Source organism: Dyella sedimenti (genome assembly GCF_022760995.1).
In the GTDB taxonomy this organism is placed as follows: domain Bacteria; phylum Pseudomonadota; class Gammaproteobacteria; order Xanthomonadales; family Rhodanobacteraceae; genus Dyella; species Dyella sedimenti.
Window position 1 is genome coordinate 394,466 of sequence record NZ_JAKWJO010000003.1, and the last position, 18,179, is coordinate 412,644.

General features: G+C 68.7%; 15 protein-coding genes. 7 read left to right on the top strand and 8 right to left on the bottom strand.

Annotated elements, in window-relative coordinates; all coding sequences use genetic code 11:
• The first annotated feature begins 13 nt into the window (after positions 1 to 13).
• Positions 14 to 2,611, top strand: a complete 2,598-nt coding sequence (locus tag MJ605_RS09465) for an MtrB/PioB family outer membrane beta-barrel protein (protein WP_243041187.1) — start codon at positions 14 to 16, stop codon at positions 2,609 to 2,611.
• 12 nt (positions 2,612 to 2,623) lie between these two features.
• On the top strand, positions 2,624 to 3,331 hold the full coding sequence (locus tag MJ605_RS09470; RefSeq protein WP_243041189.1) for a c-type cytochrome: 708 nt from the start codon (positions 2,624 to 2,626) through the stop codon (positions 3,329 to 3,331).
• A gap of 66 nt (positions 3,332 to 3,397) precedes the next feature.
• On the opposite strand, the gene MJ605_RS09475 is transcribed toward MJ605_RS09470, so the two are convergent.
• Positions 3,398 to 3,625 (bottom strand): hypothetical protein, encoded by a 228-nt coding sequence (locus MJ605_RS09475; RefSeq protein ID WP_243041190.1) that lies wholly within the window; start codon positions 3,623 to 3,625, stop codon positions 3,398 to 3,400.
• 119 nt (positions 3,626 to 3,744) lie between these two features.
• Here MJ605_RS09475 and MJ605_RS09480 point away from each other — a divergent pair, with 119 nt between their 5' ends.
• Positions 3,745 to 3,981: a hypothetical protein gene (locus MJ605_RS09480; protein ID WP_243041192.1), complete on the top strand. Its 237-nt coding sequence runs from the start codon at positions 3,745 to 3,747 to the stop codon at positions 3,979 to 3,981.
• Positions 3,982 to 4,004: 23 nt separating this feature from the next.
• Here MJ605_RS09480 and MJ605_RS09485 read toward each other — a convergent pair whose 3' ends face one another.
• From MJ605_RS09485 to MJ605_RS09505, 5 genes are all read right to left on the bottom strand, one after another.
• Complete coding sequence (locus MJ605_RS09485; RefSeq protein ID WP_243041193.1) at positions 4,005 to 5,024, bottom strand: NAD(P)H-quinone oxidoreductase; 1,020 nt, start codon at positions 5,022 to 5,024, stop codon at positions 4,005 to 4,007.
• Positions 5,025 to 5,154: 130 nt separating this feature from the next.
• A complete protein-coding gene (locus MJ605_RS09490) occupies positions 5,155 to 6,387 on the bottom strand; it encodes a histidine-type phosphatase (RefSeq protein WP_243041194.1) in 1,233 nt (410 codons plus the stop codon).
• A gap of 11 nt (positions 6,388 to 6,398) precedes the next feature.
• Positions 6,399 to 8,888, bottom strand: a complete 2,490-nt coding sequence (locus MJ605_RS09495; RefSeq protein WP_243041196.1) for a TonB-dependent receptor — start codon at positions 8,886 to 8,888, stop codon at positions 6,399 to 6,401.
• Between the two features lie 121 nt (positions 8,889 to 9,009).
• A complete protein-coding gene (locus MJ605_RS09500; RefSeq protein ID WP_243041197.1) occupies positions 9,010 to 10,119 on the bottom strand; it encodes a FecR family protein in 1,110 nt (369 codons plus the stop codon).
• A complete protein-coding gene (locus tag MJ605_RS09505) occupies positions 10,112 to 10,615 on the bottom strand; it encodes an RNA polymerase sigma factor (protein WP_243041379.1) in 504 nt (167 codons plus the stop codon). The genes MJ605_RS09500 and MJ605_RS09505 overlap by 8 nt, the downstream gene beginning before the upstream one ends.
• Positions 10,616 to 10,910: 295 nt before the next feature.
• Here MJ605_RS09505 and MJ605_RS09510 point away from each other — a divergent pair, with 295 nt between their 5' ends.
• A complete protein-coding gene (locus MJ605_RS09510; RefSeq protein WP_243041198.1) occupies positions 10,911 to 11,378 on the top strand; it encodes a hypothetical protein in 468 nt (155 codons plus the stop codon).
• Positions 11,379 to 11,400: 22 nt separating this feature from the next.
• Here MJ605_RS09510 and MJ605_RS09515 read toward each other — a convergent pair whose 3' ends face one another.
• The gene (locus tag MJ605_RS09515) at positions 11,401 to 13,014 is read right to left on the bottom strand and encodes an MASE1 domain-containing protein (protein WP_243041200.1); all 1,614 of its coding nucleotides are present in this window, start codon (positions 13,012 to 13,014) and stop codon (positions 11,401 to 11,403) included.
• A gap of 442 nt (positions 13,015 to 13,456) precedes the next feature.
• Between MJ605_RS09515 and MJ605_RS09520 the strand changes: the two genes are divergently transcribed.
• From MJ605_RS09520 to pgm, 3 genes are all read left to right on the top strand, one after another.
• A complete protein-coding gene (locus tag MJ605_RS09520; RefSeq protein ID WP_243041201.1) occupies positions 13,457 to 14,941 on the top strand; it encodes an efflux transporter outer membrane subunit in 1,485 nt (494 codons plus the stop codon).
• Between the two features lie 89 nt (positions 14,942 to 15,030).
• Complete coding sequence (locus MJ605_RS09525; RefSeq protein ID WP_243041202.1) at positions 15,031 to 15,297, top strand: DksA/TraR family C4-type zinc finger protein; 267 nt, start codon at positions 15,031 to 15,033, stop codon at positions 15,295 to 15,297.
• A gap of 117 nt (positions 15,298 to 15,414) precedes the next feature.
• Positions 15,415 to 17,067, top strand: a complete 1,653-nt coding sequence (pgm, locus tag MJ605_RS09530; protein ID WP_243041204.1) for a phosphoglucomutase (alpha-D-glucose-1,6-bisphosphate-dependent) — start codon at positions 15,415 to 15,417, stop codon at positions 17,065 to 17,067.
• 67 nt (positions 17,068 to 17,134) lie between these two features.
• Here the strand turns inward: pgm and MJ605_RS09535 are convergent, their stop codons facing one another.
• Positions 17,135 to 18,160 (bottom strand): aldo/keto reductase, encoded by a 1,026-nt coding sequence (locus MJ605_RS09535; RefSeq protein ID WP_243041205.1) that lies wholly within the window; start codon positions 18,158 to 18,160, stop codon positions 17,135 to 17,137.
• Positions 18,161 to 18,179 lie beyond the last annotated feature (19 nt).

An 18,179-nucleotide genomic window follows, 5' to 3' on the forward strand; every position in this document is an offset into this window, starting at 1 on the left:
GAGGAGGGTGACGATGCGCGCGTTCAATCCGATCTCCGTGGCCGTGCTGCTGGGGCTGTGCGTCGGCTGGTCCGTCGTGGCGGCGGCCAGCGATACCAGCGGCACCATGCGCGTGGGCGACATGCAGTACGGCAATGGCCTGGACCCGCGCGGCTGGACACCGCTGGTCGATCCCGATGCCGACGGCATGTCCTGGCTGCATGCCGGCACACTGCGCACGCCCTCGGGCGCGCTGTATCCGTATCCCAACGCGCCGCTGGGCGACAAGCCGCTGGCGCCGGGCAGTGACTGGACCTACTGGGGCCTGCTGCAATTGGGCTACATCCACCTCAACGGCGACCGCAACGCCGAATTCTTCCGCCAGTACACCGATTGGAAGAACGGCGCCGCGCTGGGCCTGCTCGCGGTGGGTTTGAACAATACGAAGACCGGCAGCTACGTGGAGTTCCGTGGCAGCCGCATCAGCAGCGACGACCAGTACTACCGGCTGCGCGCAGGACGCTATGGCAGCTACCGCGTCGAGGCGTTCTACCGCGACATCCCGCATACCGTGTCCACCGCCGCCTACCCGCTATGGAACGGCGTGGGCGGCACCAACCTGACCCTGCCGGCCGGGCTGACGCCCGGCGACAGCACGGTGGCGGCGGTGCAGCAGGCCTCGCGCGATGCCGCCCGGCGCGAGATCAAGCTCACCCGCACGCGCACTGGCCTGAGCGTGGAGGGCGGGCTGTACAGGAACTGGGTGGGCTTCGCCTCGATCACCAACGAGGAGCGCAACGGCGACCGGCTATGGGGCGGCCCGATGTTCTTCAACTTCGCCTTTCCCAGCACGGGATCGCCCTACGGCGGCAACGGCGGCGTGCTGGAGACGGTGCGGCCGATCGACTTCACCACCACCGACGTCAACCTGGGCCTGCGCAACGTGGGCAAGCTGTGGCACTTCAATGCGTTGTACACCGGTTCGTTCTTCCGCGACCACAAGGACTACCTGAACTACCAGAACCCGTTCCTGGTCAGCCCGGTGGTGGGCGTGCCGGCGGCGGGGCTGGTGACCAACGGCCAGTTCTCGCTGGAACCGGACAACGACTACCACAACCTGCGGCTGGAGCTGTCGCGCGAGCTGACATGGCGCGGCGAGCTTTCGCTGGCCGCGGCCTACGGCACCATGCGCCAGGACGACGACCTGCTGCCGCCGGTGAACTGCACCGGCACCCTGGGCTTTTCCGCCGGACCCCTGCAGCAGCTCATTCCCTGCGCGGACTGGAACACCAGCGCGGCGCTGTCCAAGACCAGCGCCAACGCGCGCATCGATACCCACCTGCTCGACGCGAAGGTGAGCTTCCATCCTACCAACGCGTTCGCCTGGCACGCGGACCTGCGCTACTACCAGGAAGACAACAAGACCCGCTACCTGTCCTACAACCCGATCACCGGCCAGTATGGCTATATCTCCGAGAACGGTTCGCAGGGCACGGTGGTGCCGGGCGAGGTCGGCATCTTCGACAACGGCTACTACAACACCTCGAACGTGCAGATCGCCAGCATCCCGTTCGGCTACCAGGACACGCTGTTCGAGCTTGGCACCGACTGGAACCCGAGCCGCAGCAATACGCTGGGCCTGACCTACACCTACGACCACGATCAGCCCAAGCACCGCGAGCGCAGCCGCCTCGACGAGCAGCGCATCAAGCTCACCTGGAGCAACCGCGCGGTAGGTCGCGCCACCCTCCGCGCCAGCTTCGAGTACGGCGACCGCGACGGCGGCAAGTACAACTACGACCCGTACCTGGCCTACTACTCCGCCTCGCTGCCGGGCTACGTGCCGGCCGACGGCATTGCGCCGACCGCCTTCACCGTGGACGCCATGCGCAAGTACGACATGAGCGACCGCAAGGAGGCCAAGGCCAAGCTGATCGTGCTGTATCCGCTGGGCGAGACCAGCACGCTGACCAGCACTTTCTACGGCACGCGGGACCACTACGATGCGCCGGTGGGACGGCAGAACACCAGCACCACCGGCTTCACCGCCTCGTGGGACTGGCAGCCCGGGCCGCAGACCACCGGCAGCGCCTACATCGGTGTGGAGAGCACGCACCTGAAGCTGGCCAACGTGGCCGACAATGAGGCCCTGGTAGACGAGCCCGGCGGCGAGAACGCGGACCTCGGCGGTCCGTTCTATCCGCTGGAGAACTACTGGCACGACCTGGACAACGAGCGCGACTACAACGCGGGCATCACCTTCGCGCATGATTTCGGCCGCGTGCGGCTGGACCTGGGCTGGAACTACACGCAATCGCTGTCGAAGATGAACTACGACTACGCCTCGCCCGGTGCGCTCACCCACCCGGAAGCTGCTACGCCGGACGGCGTCGGCGCCTTTCCCAACAACCACTACCGCAGCAGCACGTTCAACGCGGGGCTGACCTTCCCGGTGGTGCGCAACGTGAGCGTGCGCCTGTTCGGCAGCTACCAGAGCGGCAGCTTCCTCGACTGGCATTACCTGGGTTTCGACGACACGCTGGTCTACGACCATCGCATCTACACCGACGAGGGCCCGCAGCTGCACTACAGCGTGACTACGCTCGGCGTGATGCTCAACGTGAAATTGTAGGGAGCCACCACAATGCGCACCGACATGGTTCTCCCCGCGCTGTTCTGCCTGGCATGGTCGTTTCCCGTGCTTGCGCAGGAGGCGGCGCCGGCGGCCAGCCGGGCCGCGCCGCCACCCGCCTTCCTCGACCTGCGCGGCCAACAGCCCATCGCTGGCGACGCCCATGCCGGTGCCGGCAAGGTCACCGTATGCGCGGCCTGCCATGGTCAACAGGGCACGGCGGTGGTGCCGGCGCTGGCCAACCTGGGCGGCCAGCCCGCCACCTATCTCTACGTGCAGTTGAAGGCGTTCAAGGGTGGCGAGCGCACTGATGCGGTAATGAACGGCCAGGCCGCACTGCTGAGCGACGCCGACATGCGCGACATCGCCGCCTATTTCGCCGGCTTTCCTCCGGCCATCCATGGCGGAGGCGACGATGGTTCCGCCGGTGCGCGGCTCTACCGCGATGGCGATCCCGCGCGTGGTATCCCGCCATGCCAGGGCTGCCATGGCGCCGATGGCCTCGGGCCGCGTCCCGAGAAGCGCCAAGCGCCGCAGCCGCCATGGTCGACGTTCCCGCATCTGGCCGGGCAATCGGTCACCTTCATGACCAAAGCGCTCGGCGACTACCGCAGCGGTGCACGCGCCGGCACCAGCAACGCGCGCATCATGCAAGGCGTGGCGCAAGCGCTGACGGACGAGGACATCCAGGCATTGGGCGCCTATCTGTCCAGCCGTTAGAGCCTGTTCACGATCTCACCGTAGCCCGCGGGGAGATCGTGAACAGGCTCTTAGCCGGCAGGGCGGTCAGATCTGGTCGGCCGGGGGCACCAGGTGATGCTTGACCTGGATGGCGTCCAGCCGATCGCACACCCAGCCGCGCTCGTCGGGCGTGGCGCAGTCCTGGATGGCGTTGGCCATGCCCATGAAGCTGGCCCAGAAATCGCCGGGGCTGGGCTTGCCTTGCAGCAGCCGTGGCACCGACGCGTCCAGCGTATCGAGCATGCGGTCGATTTCGGCGTGTGGCTTGTCCATGGACCCGGAGCCTACAACCGATGGATGTGGACGTGGCGCGAAAGCTTTTCCCAAAGGGTCACGCCGGCTTAACGGCGCTCGGGGCAGCTTGGTCATCCCACCGGCGAAGAGGCGGTGCCATGATCGATTGGGAACGCGAAAACGACCTGTTGTCCCGCGCTTGCGACGAGCTGCTGGAGCAGAACTCGCTGCTGCAGCAGGAGATCGAGCTGCTGTGTGCCCAACTGCGCCGCCACCCGGCTGGCGAAATGCAGATCAGGGAGGCGCGCCGCCAGATGGACGAGCTGATGGAAGCCTCGCGCGGCCACACGCCGCTGCCGACCGCCGCGCGCCAGGGCTTGCCGGCCGTCTATTAGGGCTTTTGTTCAAAATCAGGCTCCTAGCGCTCGTGCCGCACTTCCAGCACGATCTTGCCGATGTGCTGGCCGCTTTCCATGGCGCGATGAGCGTCGGCGGCACGTTCCAGCGGATAGACGGCATCCACCAGGGGCAGGCAGCGGCCTTGCGCGAGCGCGGGCCATACCCGTTCCCGCAGGTCGGCTGCAATGGCGGCCTTTTCCTGCGCGCTGCGTGGGCGCATGGCCGAGCCGGTGATGGTCGCGCGCTTGGCCATGATGGCCTGCAGGTTGATCTGCTCCACCACCGAGCCGCCAAGGAAGCCCACCAGCAGCAGGCGGCCGTCGCGGGCCAGCGTGGCCAGGTTGTCCTCGAAATAGCTGGCGCCGATGATGTCCAGGATCACGTCGGCGCCGTGCTGGTCGGTCCTGGCCCGCACCACCTCGGCGAAGGCTTCCTGGCGGTAGTTGATGGGCTCGCCGCCCAATTCGCGGATCGCCTCGCACTTGCGCACGTCGCCCGCCGTGGCGAAGGCGCGCAGACCGAACTCGCGGCACAGCATCAGCGCCGTGGTGCCGATGCCGCTGGTGCCGCCGTGGATCAGCGCCACCTCGCCGCGCCTGGCGCGCCCGAGTTGGAACAGGTTGGCCCATACCGTGAAGAAGGTCTCCGGGATCGCCGCCGCCCGCAGGAACGACAGGCCGGGCGGCATGGGCAACACCTGTCCGGACGGGACTGCGCAGTACTGGGCATAGCCGCCGCCATTGGTCAGGGCGCAGACGGAGTCGCCCACCGCGAAGCCCGCCACGCCCTCGCCCAGCGCGGCCACGATGCCCGCCACTTCCAGTCCGGGGCCGGGATGGGCGCCGGGCGGGATCGGGTAATGGCCGGCGCGCTGCAAAACGTCGGGACGGTTGACGCCCGCTCCCAGCACCTTGACCAGCACCTCGCCCTGCCGTGGCTGCGGCAAGGGAACCTCGCGCGGTTGCAGCACGCTCGCATCGCCGGGCGAGGTGATCTGGATCTCGGTCATGGTGGCCGGCAAGGCGAAGGCGACGTGCATCGGACAGTCCAGCGGGCGGGGGAAGGGGCGATCATGACGGCGCGACCGAACCTGCGCTAGCAGGCTAGGTCGCGCACGATGATGGCCAGGAGAAAAAAGCGCGCACGCGTCCGTGCACGCCATTCGTCGTTCAGGGCAGGTTGGCGGGCAGCGCGGGCATGGCCGGGTCGTACGCCGCGGGGTCCACGCGCTGCTCCAGCCAGTGCGCGAACACGGGCAATGGGCAACTGGCCTTGCCGTCGCAGGCCGGCAGGCCGAGCGTGCGCCGCACCAGCGCATCGGGCCGGCTGACGTCCGCCCGGCGCAGGGCATCCGGCGTCGGCATCCAACTGGACAGGCGCACGCTATCGACGCCGTGCTCCCGCACCAGGTCGAACACCAGGGCGCCGCCGGGCGGGTACTCGTCGGGCTGGCGCGCATCGCGCCAGTCCACGTCGAGCAGGCCGCCCAGCTGCGCCAGGTTGGTGTCGTGCGCCACCAGCAGCACCACGCGGGCGTCGGCGGAGGCCAGCGGCGCCACCGGCGTCTCCATGCCCGCGGCCCGCTGCAGCGTGGCCAGGATGTGGGCCAGCAGGTTGGAACCGCCCCTGGCCGCCGCCGGCATGCGTCGCTTGGCGAGATCGAACTGCAGGTTGTGCAGGCCGATCAGCCGTCCGATGGCGGCCTCGTCGCCCTGGCCCCAGGCGACCGTCGCGGCGGGGAAGCCCTGCGCGTATTCCAGCATCAGGTTCTCGCTCAGGCTGCCTGCCTGCTTGAGCGCCTTGGCGCGCGCGCGGTCATCGGCGGCATCGAGCAGCAGCTTGCGCTGGTGGCTGCGCGCCTGCGCCAGGCAATCGTCGCCCGTGCAGCCGAGCAGCACTGACTGTAGCTCGGCCAATGCCGCCGGTGGCCATGTGGCAGGGGCGGCGGAAAGGTCGTCGTCCTTGTCCTCCTTGCCGAAGTGGAACAGCGGATTGGACTGCGTCTCGGGCAGCGCAAGGTAGGGCGCCGCGCAATCCGGCGCCAGCCCCCTGGCCAGCGCCGCGCCGCTGGCGCGGTTGCGTGGCGTGCTGTCGGCGATGATCACCAATTGGTCGCGCGCATCGCACTGGCCGGACCATGTGCCATCGGCCGCGAACAGTCGGCGATAGCGCGCGCCCAGCGCGGTCATGCCCTGGGCGCCGTGCTCAGTGAGCATGCCGGGCGCCACCGGCCAGGCATGCCAGTCGCGGTTGGCGTACGGCGCCAGTTCCGCCGGGCCGCTGGTAGGCGCGCGCACGCCGTGGCGCAGCACCACCACGCGCACCAGCGGCGAGGCGGTGTCCGCGCCTGCCGCGGCCAGCGGCAGGCAGGCCAGTAGCAGGCCGCACAGCAGGCGCCGCATGGCGGCGAGCCTCACAGCTTCACCGACAGGTCGAGGAACACGCCGCGGCCCGGCAGGCCGAAGAACAGCGGCGTGCCGCTGACCGACTGCGTGCCCGCATAGCCGGTGATCTTGCGCACGTTGAACAGGTTGTTGATGTCCATGCTCACCGAATAGCCCTTCAGGCCCCACGGACCATGGTCGGAGCGGTAGCCCAGCGCGGCATCGGTGCTGAAGTAGCCGGCGATGCGCTGGTCGTTGCCGAACACGCTGTTGCCAGCGTCGTCGGTGACGTTGTCCAGGCCGTACTGCTTGCCGACGAACTTGCCCATGACCGAGCCGAAGTAGCCCGTCGGGCTGGAATAGAGCAGGCCCAACGCGGCGGTGACCTTGGGCGTGCCGGCGATCTGCACGTCGGTGTTCTTGTAGGTGGCCTTGTTGTAGCTGGCGTTGCCGTAGATGCTCAGCGTCTGCGTGAGCGCGTAGGTGCCCTCGATTTCCGCGCCCTTGTACACCGCGCCGCCGGCGTTGATGTACGTGGTCTCGTTGCCGTTGCCGGTCTTGACCTCGGTCTCGGTGAGATAGTTGGAGAAATCGATGTAGTAGATGTCGGCGCCGAAGGTGAACTGGCGCGTCGCATAGGCCGTGCCGAGCTGGTAGTTGGTGGTCTGCTCGGGCTTGAGGTCGTGCGAGCCGTTCACGTAGATCACGTCGATGGGCGGCGCGAGGAAGCCCTTGGCGACCTGGGCGTAAGCGCTCCATTCGTCGGTGATCTTCTCGTGCGCGCTCAGCGAGGGCAGGGTGGCGTGGTAGGTCGCCTCCGCATAGGACGGCACGGGCGGCGACACCTTGTTGAGGGCGGCGTTGAGTTCGCGGGTGACTTCGGAATAGCGCACGCCCGGGCTCAGCGTGAAGCGGTCGGTGACGTTCCAGTCATACTGAAGGTACGGCTGCACGGTGTCCGTGCGGTCGTTCAACGCGTAGTTGTAGATCGGGCCGTACTTGGTGCCGGTGTTGGCGCCGGTCGTCTCGTCGATGGGTAGCTGGTAGCGGGCGTCGAGGTCGCGCTCCAGCCATACGCCGGTCTGCAGCGAGCCCGGGCCGAGGTCGCGCGCGAGGCGCAGCACGTCGCCGAAGGCATGGAAGCCGTTGTCGGCCAGCTTGCCCGGCACGTCGGCGGCGACCGTCCTCACCTTCTTGCCGCTGGCGTTGTAGAAGGTCACGCCGTTGTCGGCCGGATCGTTGTCGGTGGCGTCGCTGGCCTTGCGTGACCAGTGGTCGAAGCTGTTGTAGTAGACCTTGTTGTCCAGGTCCCAGTCGCCCAGGCGGCTGGTGATGCCCACGTAGGTGAAGCTGGAGTAGTAGGCGGCCTTGTTGTAGCCCGTGTACGACTGCAGCGTCGGGTCGTCGGTGAGGCCGTAGCGCCAGCCGAACTGGGCGATCTCGTCCTTGGTGGCACCCTGCACGGTGTTCTGGTGTTCCTGGTTGTAGCTGGTGACGAAGGTCAGCTGCGTCTGCGCGCCCAGGTCGGTGATGGTCTTGATGAATACGTGCTCGCGCTTATCGTCGGTACCCTTGAGGAAGGTGTCGCTCGATTCCTTCGACAGGTCGGCGAACAGGCGCGTGCTCGAGCCCAGCTTCTCGTCCACGTTCACGCCGCCGGCGAAAGTATTCCAGCTGCCGGCGGTGACGTAGGGCGTGATGCCCGATACGTCGCTGGGATCGCGCGAGCGCAGCGCGACGGTGCCGCCGAAGGTGGCGTTGCCGATGGTGGCGCCGCCGCCCGGGCCGCGATCGATCTCGGCCTGGCCCAGCACGTGGTTGTTGAAGTAGGCCGAAGTGGTGTGGTGCAGGTCGCTGGCGTCGCCGAAGGGGATGCCATCGAAGGTGATGTTGAACTGGCCGTCCTGGAAGCCGCGGATGCTGATGCTTTCGTTCTTGCCCAGGCCGGGGCCTTCCGGCGAGGTCACGGTGACGCTCGGCGCGTACTTGATGATGTCGTCGAAGTTGGCGTTGAAGCGCAGGCCGTCGCGGATGAAGCGCTCGTCGATCACCGAGGTGGGCTGGGTGGCGTCCAGTGGCGCGGCGCTGGGCGCCAGCGTATCCACCGCGTTGGCGTGCACGCTGATCGGGGCCAGCTCGCGCGTGCCGTCATTGGGATTGATCGGCGGCAGGCCGCGAGCCGGATCCGTGCCCGCGGCCAGCGCCTTTCCCGCGGCGGACTCCCGCACGATGGTCACCGTGGTCGGCGTGACGAAGCGGAAGCCGAGGCCGGTGCCCTTGAGCAACTGCGCCAGCTGCTGCCTGGCGTCCAGCCCGGCGGTGGCGCCGCCGCTGTGCAGGTTGTCGGCCACGTCCGCGCCGTACACGACCTGCAGGCCGCTGTTGCGCGAGAACTGGTCGAGCGCCTGGCTGAGCGGCATCGCGGCAATGGCCGGTGCCGGCGCGGCCTGGGCCAGCGCAAGGGAGGGAAGGGAACTGCCGAGCAGCAGCGCGATATGGAGGGGAAGCAGTTTACGCATGGTGGGGCGGGCCTTCGATGGAGGATGACGGGGCGGCGAGACACATCGCCATCGCCGCTGCATGACCCTCTACGAGTGGGCAAGCCCGCCGTTGGGTACCGCTCTTTTCGTGAATTTTTTCTTACAGCGAACGGGGCATGGGTGAAGCGGCCCGCGTGCTGTCCACGCGGATGTCGTCCTGGCTGCGCGTCACGCGCACGCCGGGCAGCGTGCCCAGGTAGGCGACGAAGGACTCCATGTCGCGCGCATGGAAGCGGCCGGAAATGCGCGTGGCCGCGATGGCCGCATCCTCGATCACCAATGGATGCGGGTTGTAGGCGTTGAAGCGGCGCGCCACCTCGGCCACGCTGGCGTGCTCGAAATGGATGTCGGGCGGCAGCCAGCCGGTGCTGCGCGCCAGGTCGGCATGGCGGTCGACCAGGTCGAGCGAGCCATCGTGGCGCAGATTGGCCTGCTGGCCCGAGGCCAGTTCCGCGATGGGTGCGCTGCGCGTGGCGGGAAAGTGCGCAGCCGCGGCGTGCGCGCCGTCCTGCCAGATGCGCACGCGGCCGCTGATTACGGTGACGGTGCCGCCATCGGCACACTGGTGCGCATCGAACACGGTGCCGATGTCCTGCAGCTCATTGGCGCCCAGCCGCACCGTCAAGGGACGCGCGGGATCGTGCCCGACGTCGAACAGCGCGCCGCCGCGAATGATCTCGATATGGCGCTGCCGGGCATCGAAGTGGACGGCCACGACGCTGGCGCGGTCCAGTTGCGCGTCGGTGCCGTCAGGCAGGCGCACGCTGCGCAAGGTGTCTGGCGCGGATGCATAGGCATCCCAGCCCGGCGGCGGCCCGTACAGCCACGCGCCGCCACCGAGCAGGGTCACCATGAGGACCGCGGCCACCTGGGCGAGAGCAGCGCGCCAGCGATGCCGCGGCGCCACCTCGGCGGGTGCCATCGCCGGCTTGAGCCGCAGGGGAACGACGGCGCGCTCGTGGCGGGCCAGTTCGCGCAGTTCGTCGCCACCCAGCGGATCGAGTGCGCTGGCGGCACCCATGTCGCCATGCAGGCGCGTCATCGCGAGGTACTCGGCGACGTGCACCGGCGATTCGCGCAGCCAGTCGGCGAAGGCCTGGCGCTGCGCCTCGTCGAGTCCTTCGCGCAGGTCCAGGTACCAGCTGGCGGCCTGCTCGGCGGCGCGGCGCTGCTGTTCGGCGGCCTGGCGATGGCGGGCGAACTCAGTCATAGCGCGCCATCCCTAGCCGGCATGCGGCCAATGCCTTCACGATGTACTTCTTCACCATGTGCGTGGATATGTCCAGCCGCTCGCCGATCTCGCGGTAGCCCAGTTCGTCGCGGTAATGCATCACCAGCGCCGCGCGGCACTTGGGCGTGAGCCGGCCGATCACGTCGGCCAGCCGCTGCCGGCGCAGGGCGCGGTCGATGCCGGCCGCCGCGTCGCACGGCGTGGCGAGGCGATCGATCACCACGTCCAGTTCGTCGCTGCCCAGCGGGTTGCGCTGGCGCTTGGCCGCATGCTCCTTCACCAGGTTGGCGGCCACGGTGAACAGGTAAGCCTCGGGGTTGCGGATCACCTCGGGACTGCCGCGATCGGTGCGCAACAGCCGCAGGTAGAGTTCCTGCACGAGATCCTGCGCATCCCAGGCATGCGCGGTGCGCTTGAGGAAGTAGCGATTGAGCGTGTCGTGCTGTTCTTCGAACAAGCGCGCCAGCCCGGACATCGGATCGATGGTCACAAGCACTCGCAGCGCCGTCGACTCCGGTCGTCGGCAGTGTTACGGGCAAGGCCGCCACGCTATGGGCTGGATGTGACGACTTCGTGAAATTCGCCGCGCGGCTGCCGTTTTTGCGATGGCGTACGGGCCTTGGGGCCGCGCGGGGCACTTACGGAGCGGAATGGCGTGAGGCACATTGGGCAGGCCGGCAACGCGCCGCTGGCGCGGGTGTCGGCCTTGATGGAACTGGGCAATGCCGCTCGGCATCCCGAACCTGGAATCAGCAATGGAGGGAAAGCAAATGCACCACGTATCGAATCGGTGGCTGGGCCGCATGGCGGCGCTGGGGCTGGCGGCGATGGCCATGGTTTCCACCCGTGCGCTCGCGGACGACGGCCTGCCATCCACCGGGCTCGGCCAGTCGTGGCCCAATGCCACCGACGTGAGCGCCAGTCCTCACTGGCATGTCTATGTGTTCGAGCGCAGCGGCATCCGCTATGTCCAGATCAACGACCTGGGCGGCAAGGTGCGCGCGGCATTCGCCGTGTCGTCCGGCCATTTCCTGGCGCTTCCGCTGGGTAGCGACGCATCGCGCCTGGCGACGCCGCAAGAGCCGCAGTCGGCACCGTCCGGCACCCAGGGCGAAATCGTCTACCAGGATCCGTCGGTGAAGGTGCTGGTGGCGCCGCAGTCCAACGGCACGGCGCGGGTATTCACCGCCAACGGCGACTGCAAGGATCCCATCGAATGCAGTTCGCGCGCCAATTGAGGCGCGTGCGTCGGGGCGTCTCCTAGCGGGAGGCGCCCTGGCGCAGCGGCACGGCACGCAGCGAGTCATGCAGCAACAGGGTGACGCTCAGCCCTTCGGGCCGCTCGCGCAGGTGCACGTCGCCGCCGTAGATCTGGGTGCGGTCGCGGATCGTGGCGATGCCGAGGCCGCTGGCGCCCAGCAGGGCCATAGCCTGCTTCCATGACGCATCGACGGCGTGTCCCGCCGCGTCGATCTCCTCGCCGGTGAGGCGCATGACCACCCAGCGCCGCCCGCCGGTGCAGCCGCCGCGCAGGCGCAGGTGGATGTGCCGCGCCGAACCGCGCGACAGCACGTAGACCAGCACCTCGCAGGCCAGGCGGTAGAGCGTCATGTGCACATCCGGCGCCAGCTGGCTCAGCCCACGGCCCGACAGTTCGCACTGGTAGGTGGCGCCGGCCATGTGGATGGCCTGGGCGAACGGCCCCTCGCGCAGGGTGGCGGGTACGCCGCGCTCGCGCCAGCCGCGCGGGTACAGCGCGTTGGCCAGGCGGTGCATCTCGTGCTGGGCGAGGGCGACCTGCTTGGAATAGCTGCGTTCCTCGTTGGCGGGCAGCACGTGGCGCAGGCGTTCCAGCAGCCGGTTGTGGTTCTCGCGGATGGAATGGCCGATGTGTTCCAGCGCGTCGGCCGCCTGGCGCATGCGCAGCTCTTCCAGGTACAGGCCCTGCTGGGCGAGCTGGAAGCCGCGCAGCGTATCGATATGGCTGGCCTGGGCCGAGCTGGCCTGGTGGGTGATGCGCGAGCCGAGCATGAGCAGGGTGGTGACGGCGAAGCCGATCAGTGCCTGGGCCTGGATCACCGCCGGGTCGCGCACCATGCTGGAGGTCAGCGTCACCGCCGTGCTGGCCAGCGTGCCGCCCAGGGCAGCGCCCTGCCAGCCGTGGCGGGAAGTCAGCCATACCACCGGCAGGAACATGGCGAGACGGAATACCTGCGTGCTGTCGCCTTCGCTGCTGAAGGCCAGCCCCATCAGCACGAACAGTGGAACCAGCACGCCGGCCAGGCAGTCGCGCGCCAGCAGCGACAGGTTGGCCGCGTGCTCCGGGTGGCGGCGCAGGCGCAGGTAGAGGGCGATGGCCGTGGGCGCGATGGCCAGCCCACCCAGGTAGTTGCCCAGGAAGTAGCCGAGCAGGATCTGCGCATCGATCCCGGGGGCGGATTCGCCCGGCGGCAGCCGCACCGCCGAGAGCACGATGGCGTTGTCGGCGGCCGTCAGCGCCGCGCTGGCCAGGACGACGCCCAGCAGCAGCGCCATGTTGATCTGCTGGCCACCCTGCAGCAGGCGTATCCGCTGGCGGCATGCCGCCACCACGGCCGCCGTCGGCAGGATCGGCGGCAGGGCCGCCAGTACCGCCCAGCGCAGGCCGAATTCGTCGCGGCAGTCCCAGGCGTGGTAGCCCACCGGCAGGCACTCGCCGAGGATGAGCGCCGGCCAGTAGCGATAGGGAAAAAGCAGCAGGCTGGCCACCCGCAGGCCGGCGGGCAGGTTCCAGTGCGAGACGGAAACGTCGTGCAGCAGTACGTAGCAGAGCGCGTAAGCGATGACGATGGATACATGGCGTCCCCAGTCACGCACTACCGTTGCTTCCCCCATGATGCTTTTCCCCGTGGTTGCGTTCGCGCCACAGCTTCGCGCGGGCCTGTGTTCGCGTGGGCGGCTGGACGATCATGCCGCCATCACTCCCCGCCCCGGGCAGAACGAGCGGGCGGGCCATCCGCGGGCATTCGATCGCATGCAACTTGCCAATGGTTCCTGATACGCCGGTCGCGCCGCCCGAACCGGGAACGGCGTCGAATCACGACATAGTACTTTGACACGACCCGGGGTGATATCCGGGTGAAGATGCCGCCGTGCCATGGCGATGGCCGCGCGACGCCATTCGACCATGGTCGGCCAGCGCCTCGGGCGTCCCGCCGGCGAGGCGGCGATATACTGCGCGCCATGCGCCTGCCGCCGCGAGGCTATCGCCGCCGCCTGAATCCCGCCGGCAGGTTGCCATTCCGCAAGCACTCTTTACATCCGGATCTCCCACCCCATGCGTTCCCTTGCCCTAGCTTCCGCCGTCGCGTTCTGTCTCGTCCTTGCTGGTTGCGCGACCAGCCGCGGATTGCATACCACGGGGAGCATGACCGATCCGGACACGCTGCAATCCGGGCGCAGCCTGGCCGACACGCCGTTGAGCCCCACGGCATGGCCGGCGCAGGACTGGTGGGTGAGCTATGGCGACCCGCAGCTCAATGCGCTGATCGATGAGGCGCTGAAGAACAATCCCAGCCTGGAGCAGGCGCAGGCGCGCGCGCGCCAGGCCCAGGCGGTAGCCGAGGGCGTGGATGCTGGCCGCAAGCCGCAGGCGCAGCTCGATGCCTCGATCACCGGCGCCTACCTGTCCAAGATGAATCCGATCTATCCCGAGTACGTGCTGGGCGTGTTCGCATGGAGCAAGTCGCTCACCGGCGGACTCAGCTGGGACGTGGACCTGTGGGGCGGCAAGCGCGCCGCCTGGGAAGCGTCGCTGGGCCGCAGTCGCGCCGCGCAGATCGAGGCCTACGCCGCGCGCATCGAACTTTCGGTGAACGTGGCACGCGCCTACGTGAACCTGGGCTATGCCTTCGCCCAGCGGGATGTGGCCGAGGCCGAGCTGCAGCGCGCCACGCAGTCGCTGGAGGTCACGCGCAAGCTGGTGGCCGGCGGCCTGGGCACGCCGCAGCAGGAACATCTGGCCGACTCGCAGGTGGCCAGCGCCCAGCAGCAGAAGGTGGCGGCGGACCGCTCCATCGACGCGGCGCGCAGCACTCTCTCCATCCTGCTGGGGCAGGGGCCGGATCGCGGCCTCGCCATCGAGCGTCCCCACATGCTTGATCGCGGTCCCGCCGTGCTGCCGGACAAGCTGCCGGTGGACCTGCTCGGCCGCCGCGCGGACCTGGTCGCGGCGCGCTGGGAGATCGAGGCCGCCCACAAGGACATCAAGGCGGCCAAGACCGCCTTCCTGCCCAATATCAGCCTGAGCGCGATGGCGGGCTTCATCGCCGTGGGCGGCAACAGCGCCAACGTGCTGCAGTTGCCGGCGCGCACCTATGCGTTCGGTCCCGCGCTGAGCCTGCCACTGTTCGACGGCGGCGCCCGCCGCGCGCACCTGGCCATCGCCGACGCCGACTACGACGCGATGGTGGCGCGCTACAACGGCCTGCTGGTGAAGGCGCTCAACGACGTGGCCGACAACGTCTCGGCGCTGTCCTCCGTGCGCGAGCAGATCGTGCTGGAAAAGCGCGCCGTGGATGACGCGCAAAAGAGCTGGGACGATGCGATGAAGGCGTACAAGGGCGGCCTGAAGGGGCCGCTCACGCCGCTGACCAGCCGCCAGCAACTGCTCGCGGCCCAGCAGCGCCTGGCCTTGCTGGAGAGCCAGCAGACCGATATCTCGATCCGCCTGGTCGAGTCGCTGGGCGGCGGCTTCGACGGTAGCGCCGACGTGGCGCAGGTCAGCCAGGCGCAGCCGTCGCAAGCGTCGCTGGACAGGTAACGGCTGGAATTCCGCCGGCAAGAGCCCTATATCCATTCTTCTGGTGGCCGCTCGTTTTCCTTGTCTTTCAGGGCCACCTGGAGGCGAACATGGCGACTGGCTGGGCCGGTGACGGCGCCGTTCAGGACCAAATCGACGCGACGGTGGACGACGCCGTCAAGCGCGCCCGCAGCCAGTTGCGGCGCGGGCCGGGGCTGACCCGCTGCGAAGAGTGCGACGCGCCCATTCCGGAAGCGCGCCGCGTGGCCGTGCCTGGCGTGCGGCTATGCGTGGCCTGCCAGGAGGCCAGCGACCAGGAGCAGGCCACGTTCAGCGGCTATAACCGCCGCGGCAGCAAGGACAGCCAGTTGCGCTGAGCTTGACACTGGTGCGCGCGGCGGTGGTCAATACCAGGCTTTCCCGCAGCCAGGAGCGCCTGTTGCCATGATGATGTCCTTCCGCATCCGCCCGCCGGCTTGCCGCGAGGCGCGTTCGTGAGCGCCCGGCTCAGCCCGCTGGCCGGCAAGAATGCGCCCGCCGAGCTGCTGGCGGACGTCGCCGCGCTGCGTGACGCGTATGTGAACCTGCGCCCCGATCCCTCGGTGCCGGCGCAGCGGGTGGCATTCGGTACCTCCGGGCATCGCGGCCAGTCGCTGGAGCGCAGCTTCAACGAATGGCACGTGCTGGCCATCACCCAGGCGATCTGCGACTACCGCCAGGAGCAGGGCATCGACGGGCCGCTGTTCCTGGGCATCGACACTCACGCGCTGTCGCAGCCCGCGTTCGAGAGCGCGCTGGAAGTGCTTGCCGCCAACGGCGTGCCTACGCTGGTCGCCAAAGACGGCGACTACACGCCCACGCCCGCCATCTCGCACGCCATCCTCACCTACAACCGTGGCCGCGAGGCGGGGCTGGCCGACGGTATCGTGGTCACGCCCTCGCACAATCCGCCCGATGGCGGCGGTTTCAAGTACAACCCGCCCAACGGCGGCCCGGCCGATACCGACGTCACCGGCTGGATCCAGAAACGCGCCAACGCGCTGATCGAGAATGGCCTGGCCCAGGTCAGGCGCATGCCGTTCGCGCAGGCGCTGCGCGCCGGCACCACGCGGGAGCACGACTACATCGACGCCTACGTGGGCGACCTGGCGCAGGTGATCGACTTCGATGTCATCCGCGGCAGCGGCGTGCACCTGGGCGTGGACCCGCTCGGCGGTTCGGGCGTGCATTACTGGGGACCGATCGCCGAGCGCTACGGCATCGACCTCACCGTGGTCAGCCAGGAGGTCGATCCCACCTTCCGTTTCATGAGCGTGGACTGGGACGGCAAGATCCGCATGGATCCTTCCTCCTCGTACGCGATGCAGCGCCTGATCGCGCTGAAGGACCGCTACGACGTGGCCTTCGCCTGCGACACCGACCACGACCGCCACGGCATCGTCACGCGCAGCAGCGGCCTGCTGCCGCCCAACCATTACCTGTCGGTGCTGGTGGACTACCTGTTCCGCCATCGCCCGCAGTGGCGCGGCGACGCCGCGGTGGGCAAGACGCTGGTGAGCACGGCGCTGATCGACCGCGTGGCCGCGCGCCTGGGCCGCCGGCTGTACGAGGTGCCGGTGGGCTTCAAGTGGTTCGTCGATGGCCTGTTCGACGGTTCGCTGGGCTTCGGCGGCGAGGAAAGCGCTGGCGCCTCGTTCCTGCGCCGCGACGGCGGCGTGTGGAGCACCGACAAGGACGGCATCGCCGCCGCGCTGATGTCGGCCGAGATCACCGCGCGCAACGGCCGCGATCCGGGCGAGCTGTACCGCCAGCTCACCGCCGAGCTGGGCGCGCCGCTGTCCGAGCGCGTGGACGCGCCGGCCAGCGTGGAGCAGAAGGCGCGCCTGTCCAGGTTGTCTCCGCAGCAGGTGAAGAGTACCGAGCTGGCCGGCGACCGGATCGAGGCCGTGCTGGACAAGGCTCCCGGCAACGGTGCCTCCATCGGCGGCATCAAGGTAGCCTCCGCCCACGGCTGGTTCGCCGCGCGCCCGTCCGGTACCGAGGACATCTACAAGATCTACGCCGAGAGCTTCAAGGACGAGGCGCACCTGCGGCAGTTGCTGCAGGAGGCGCAGCGGATGGTGGACGAGGCGTTGGCTGTGGCGTGACCGCCCGGCGACTGGGTTCCGGCCCTTGCCCCCTTGGGGACAAGGGCACGACGAGCTTTTCAGCCGCTCACACCGGCGGCGGGTTGCGCTCGGCGAAGCCGCGCTGGTGCCAGTACGGATACACCGGCGTCACCTCGCTGGCCTTGTCGAGCCTGGCCACCTGCTCCTTGGTGAGGTTCCAGCCCACCGCGCCCAGGTTCTGGCGCAGCTGTTCCTCGTTGCGCGCGCCGATCACCACGGTGGAGACGGTGGGGCGCTGCAGCAGCCAGTTCAGGGCGATCTGCGGCACGCTCTTGCCGGTCTCGGCGGCGATCTCGTCCAGCGCATCGACCACGCGGTAGAGATACTCGTTGTCCACCGGCGGGCCGATGTCGGCGGTCTTGTGCAGGCGGCTGGTGGCCGGCAGTTCGGCGCCGCGACGCAGCTTGCCGGTGAGGCGGCCCCAGCCCAGCGGGCTCCACACCACCGCGCCCACGCCCTGGTCCAGGCCCAGCGGCATCAGCTCCCACTCGTAGTCGCGGCCGATCAGCGAGTAGTAGGTCTGGTTGGCCACGTAGCGCGGATAGCCGTAGCGCTCGGCCACCGCCAGCGACTTCATCAGGTGCCAGCCGGAGAAGTTGGAGACGCCCACGTAGCGGATCTTGCCCGCGCGCACCAGGTCGTCCAGCGTGGAGAGGGTTTCCTCCACCGGCGTCACGGCGTCGAAGCCGTGCAGCTGGAACAGGTCGATGTAGTCGGTGCCCAGCCGCTTGAGGGCGGCGTCGCAGGCCTTGAGCAGGTGGAAGCGTGACGAGCCCACGTCATTGGCGTCCTCGCCGGAGCGGAAGGTGGCCTTGGTGGAGATCAGCACGCGGTCGCGGCGACCCTTGATCGCCTCGCCCAGCACCGCTTCCGCCTCGCCGCCCGAATAGATGTCCGCGCTGTCGAACAGGGTCAGGCCGGCCTCGAGGCAGATATCGACCAGCCGCTTGGCCTCGGCCACGCCGGTATTGCCCCAGGCGGCGAACAGCTCGCCCTTGCCGCCGAACGTACCCGTGCCGAAGCTGAGCACGGGCACCTTGAAGCCCGATGCGCCCAATTGCCGATATTCCATGGGGAAGGTCCTCTGTGGG

Bases quoted from the DNA above. Each gene is read 5' to 3' on its own strand.
- MJ605_RS09465 (WP_243041187.1), top strand. From the start codon at position 14: ATGCGCGCGTTCAATCCGATCTCCGTGGCCGTGCTGCTGGGGCTGTGC.
- MJ605_RS09470 (WP_243041189.1), top strand. From the start codon at position 2,624: ATGCGCACCGACATGGTTCTCCCCGCGCTGTTCTGCCTGGCATGGTCG.
- MJ605_RS09475 (WP_243041190.1), bottom strand. From the start codon at position 3,625: ATGGACAAGCCACACGCCGAAATCGACCGCATGCTCGATACGCTGGAC.
- MJ605_RS09480 (WP_243041192.1), top strand. From the start codon at position 3,745: ATGATCGATTGGGAACGCGAAAACGACCTGTTGTCCCGCGCTTGCGAC.
- MJ605_RS09485 (WP_243041193.1), bottom strand. From the start codon at position 5,024: ATGCACGTCGCCTTCGCCTTGCCGGCCACCATGACCGAGATCCAGATC.
- MJ605_RS09490 (WP_243041194.1), bottom strand. From the start codon at position 6,387: ATGCGGCGCCTGCTGTGCGGCCTGCTACTGGCCTGCCTGCCGCTGGCC.
- MJ605_RS09495 (WP_243041196.1), bottom strand. From the start codon at position 8,888: ATGCGTAAACTGCTTCCCCTCCATATCGCGCTGCTGCTCGGCAGTTCC.
- MJ605_RS09500 (WP_243041197.1), bottom strand. From the start codon at position 10,119: ATGACTGAGTTCGCCCGCCATCGCCAGGCCGCCGAACAGCAGCGCCGC.
- MJ605_RS09505 (WP_243041379.1), bottom strand. From the start codon at position 10,615: ATGTCCGGGCTGGCGCGCTTGTTCGAAGAACAGCACGACACGCTCAAT.
- MJ605_RS09510 (WP_243041198.1), top strand. From the start codon at position 10,911: ATGCACCACGTATCGAATCGGTGGCTGGGCCGCATGGCGGCGCTGGGG.
- MJ605_RS09515 (WP_243041200.1), bottom strand. From the start codon at position 13,014: ATGGGGGAAGCAACGGTAGTGCGTGACTGGGGACGCCATGTATCCATC.
- MJ605_RS09520 (WP_243041201.1), top strand. From the start codon at position 13,457: ATGCGTTCCCTTGCCCTAGCTTCCGCCGTCGCGTTCTGTCTCGTCCTT.
- MJ605_RS09525 (WP_243041202.1), top strand. From the start codon at position 15,031: ATGGCGACTGGCTGGGCCGGTGACGGCGCCGTTCAGGACCAAATCGAC.
- MJ605_RS09535 (WP_243041205.1), bottom strand. From the start codon at position 18,160: ATGGAATATCGGCAATTGGGCGCATCGGGCTTCAAGGTGCCCGTGCTC.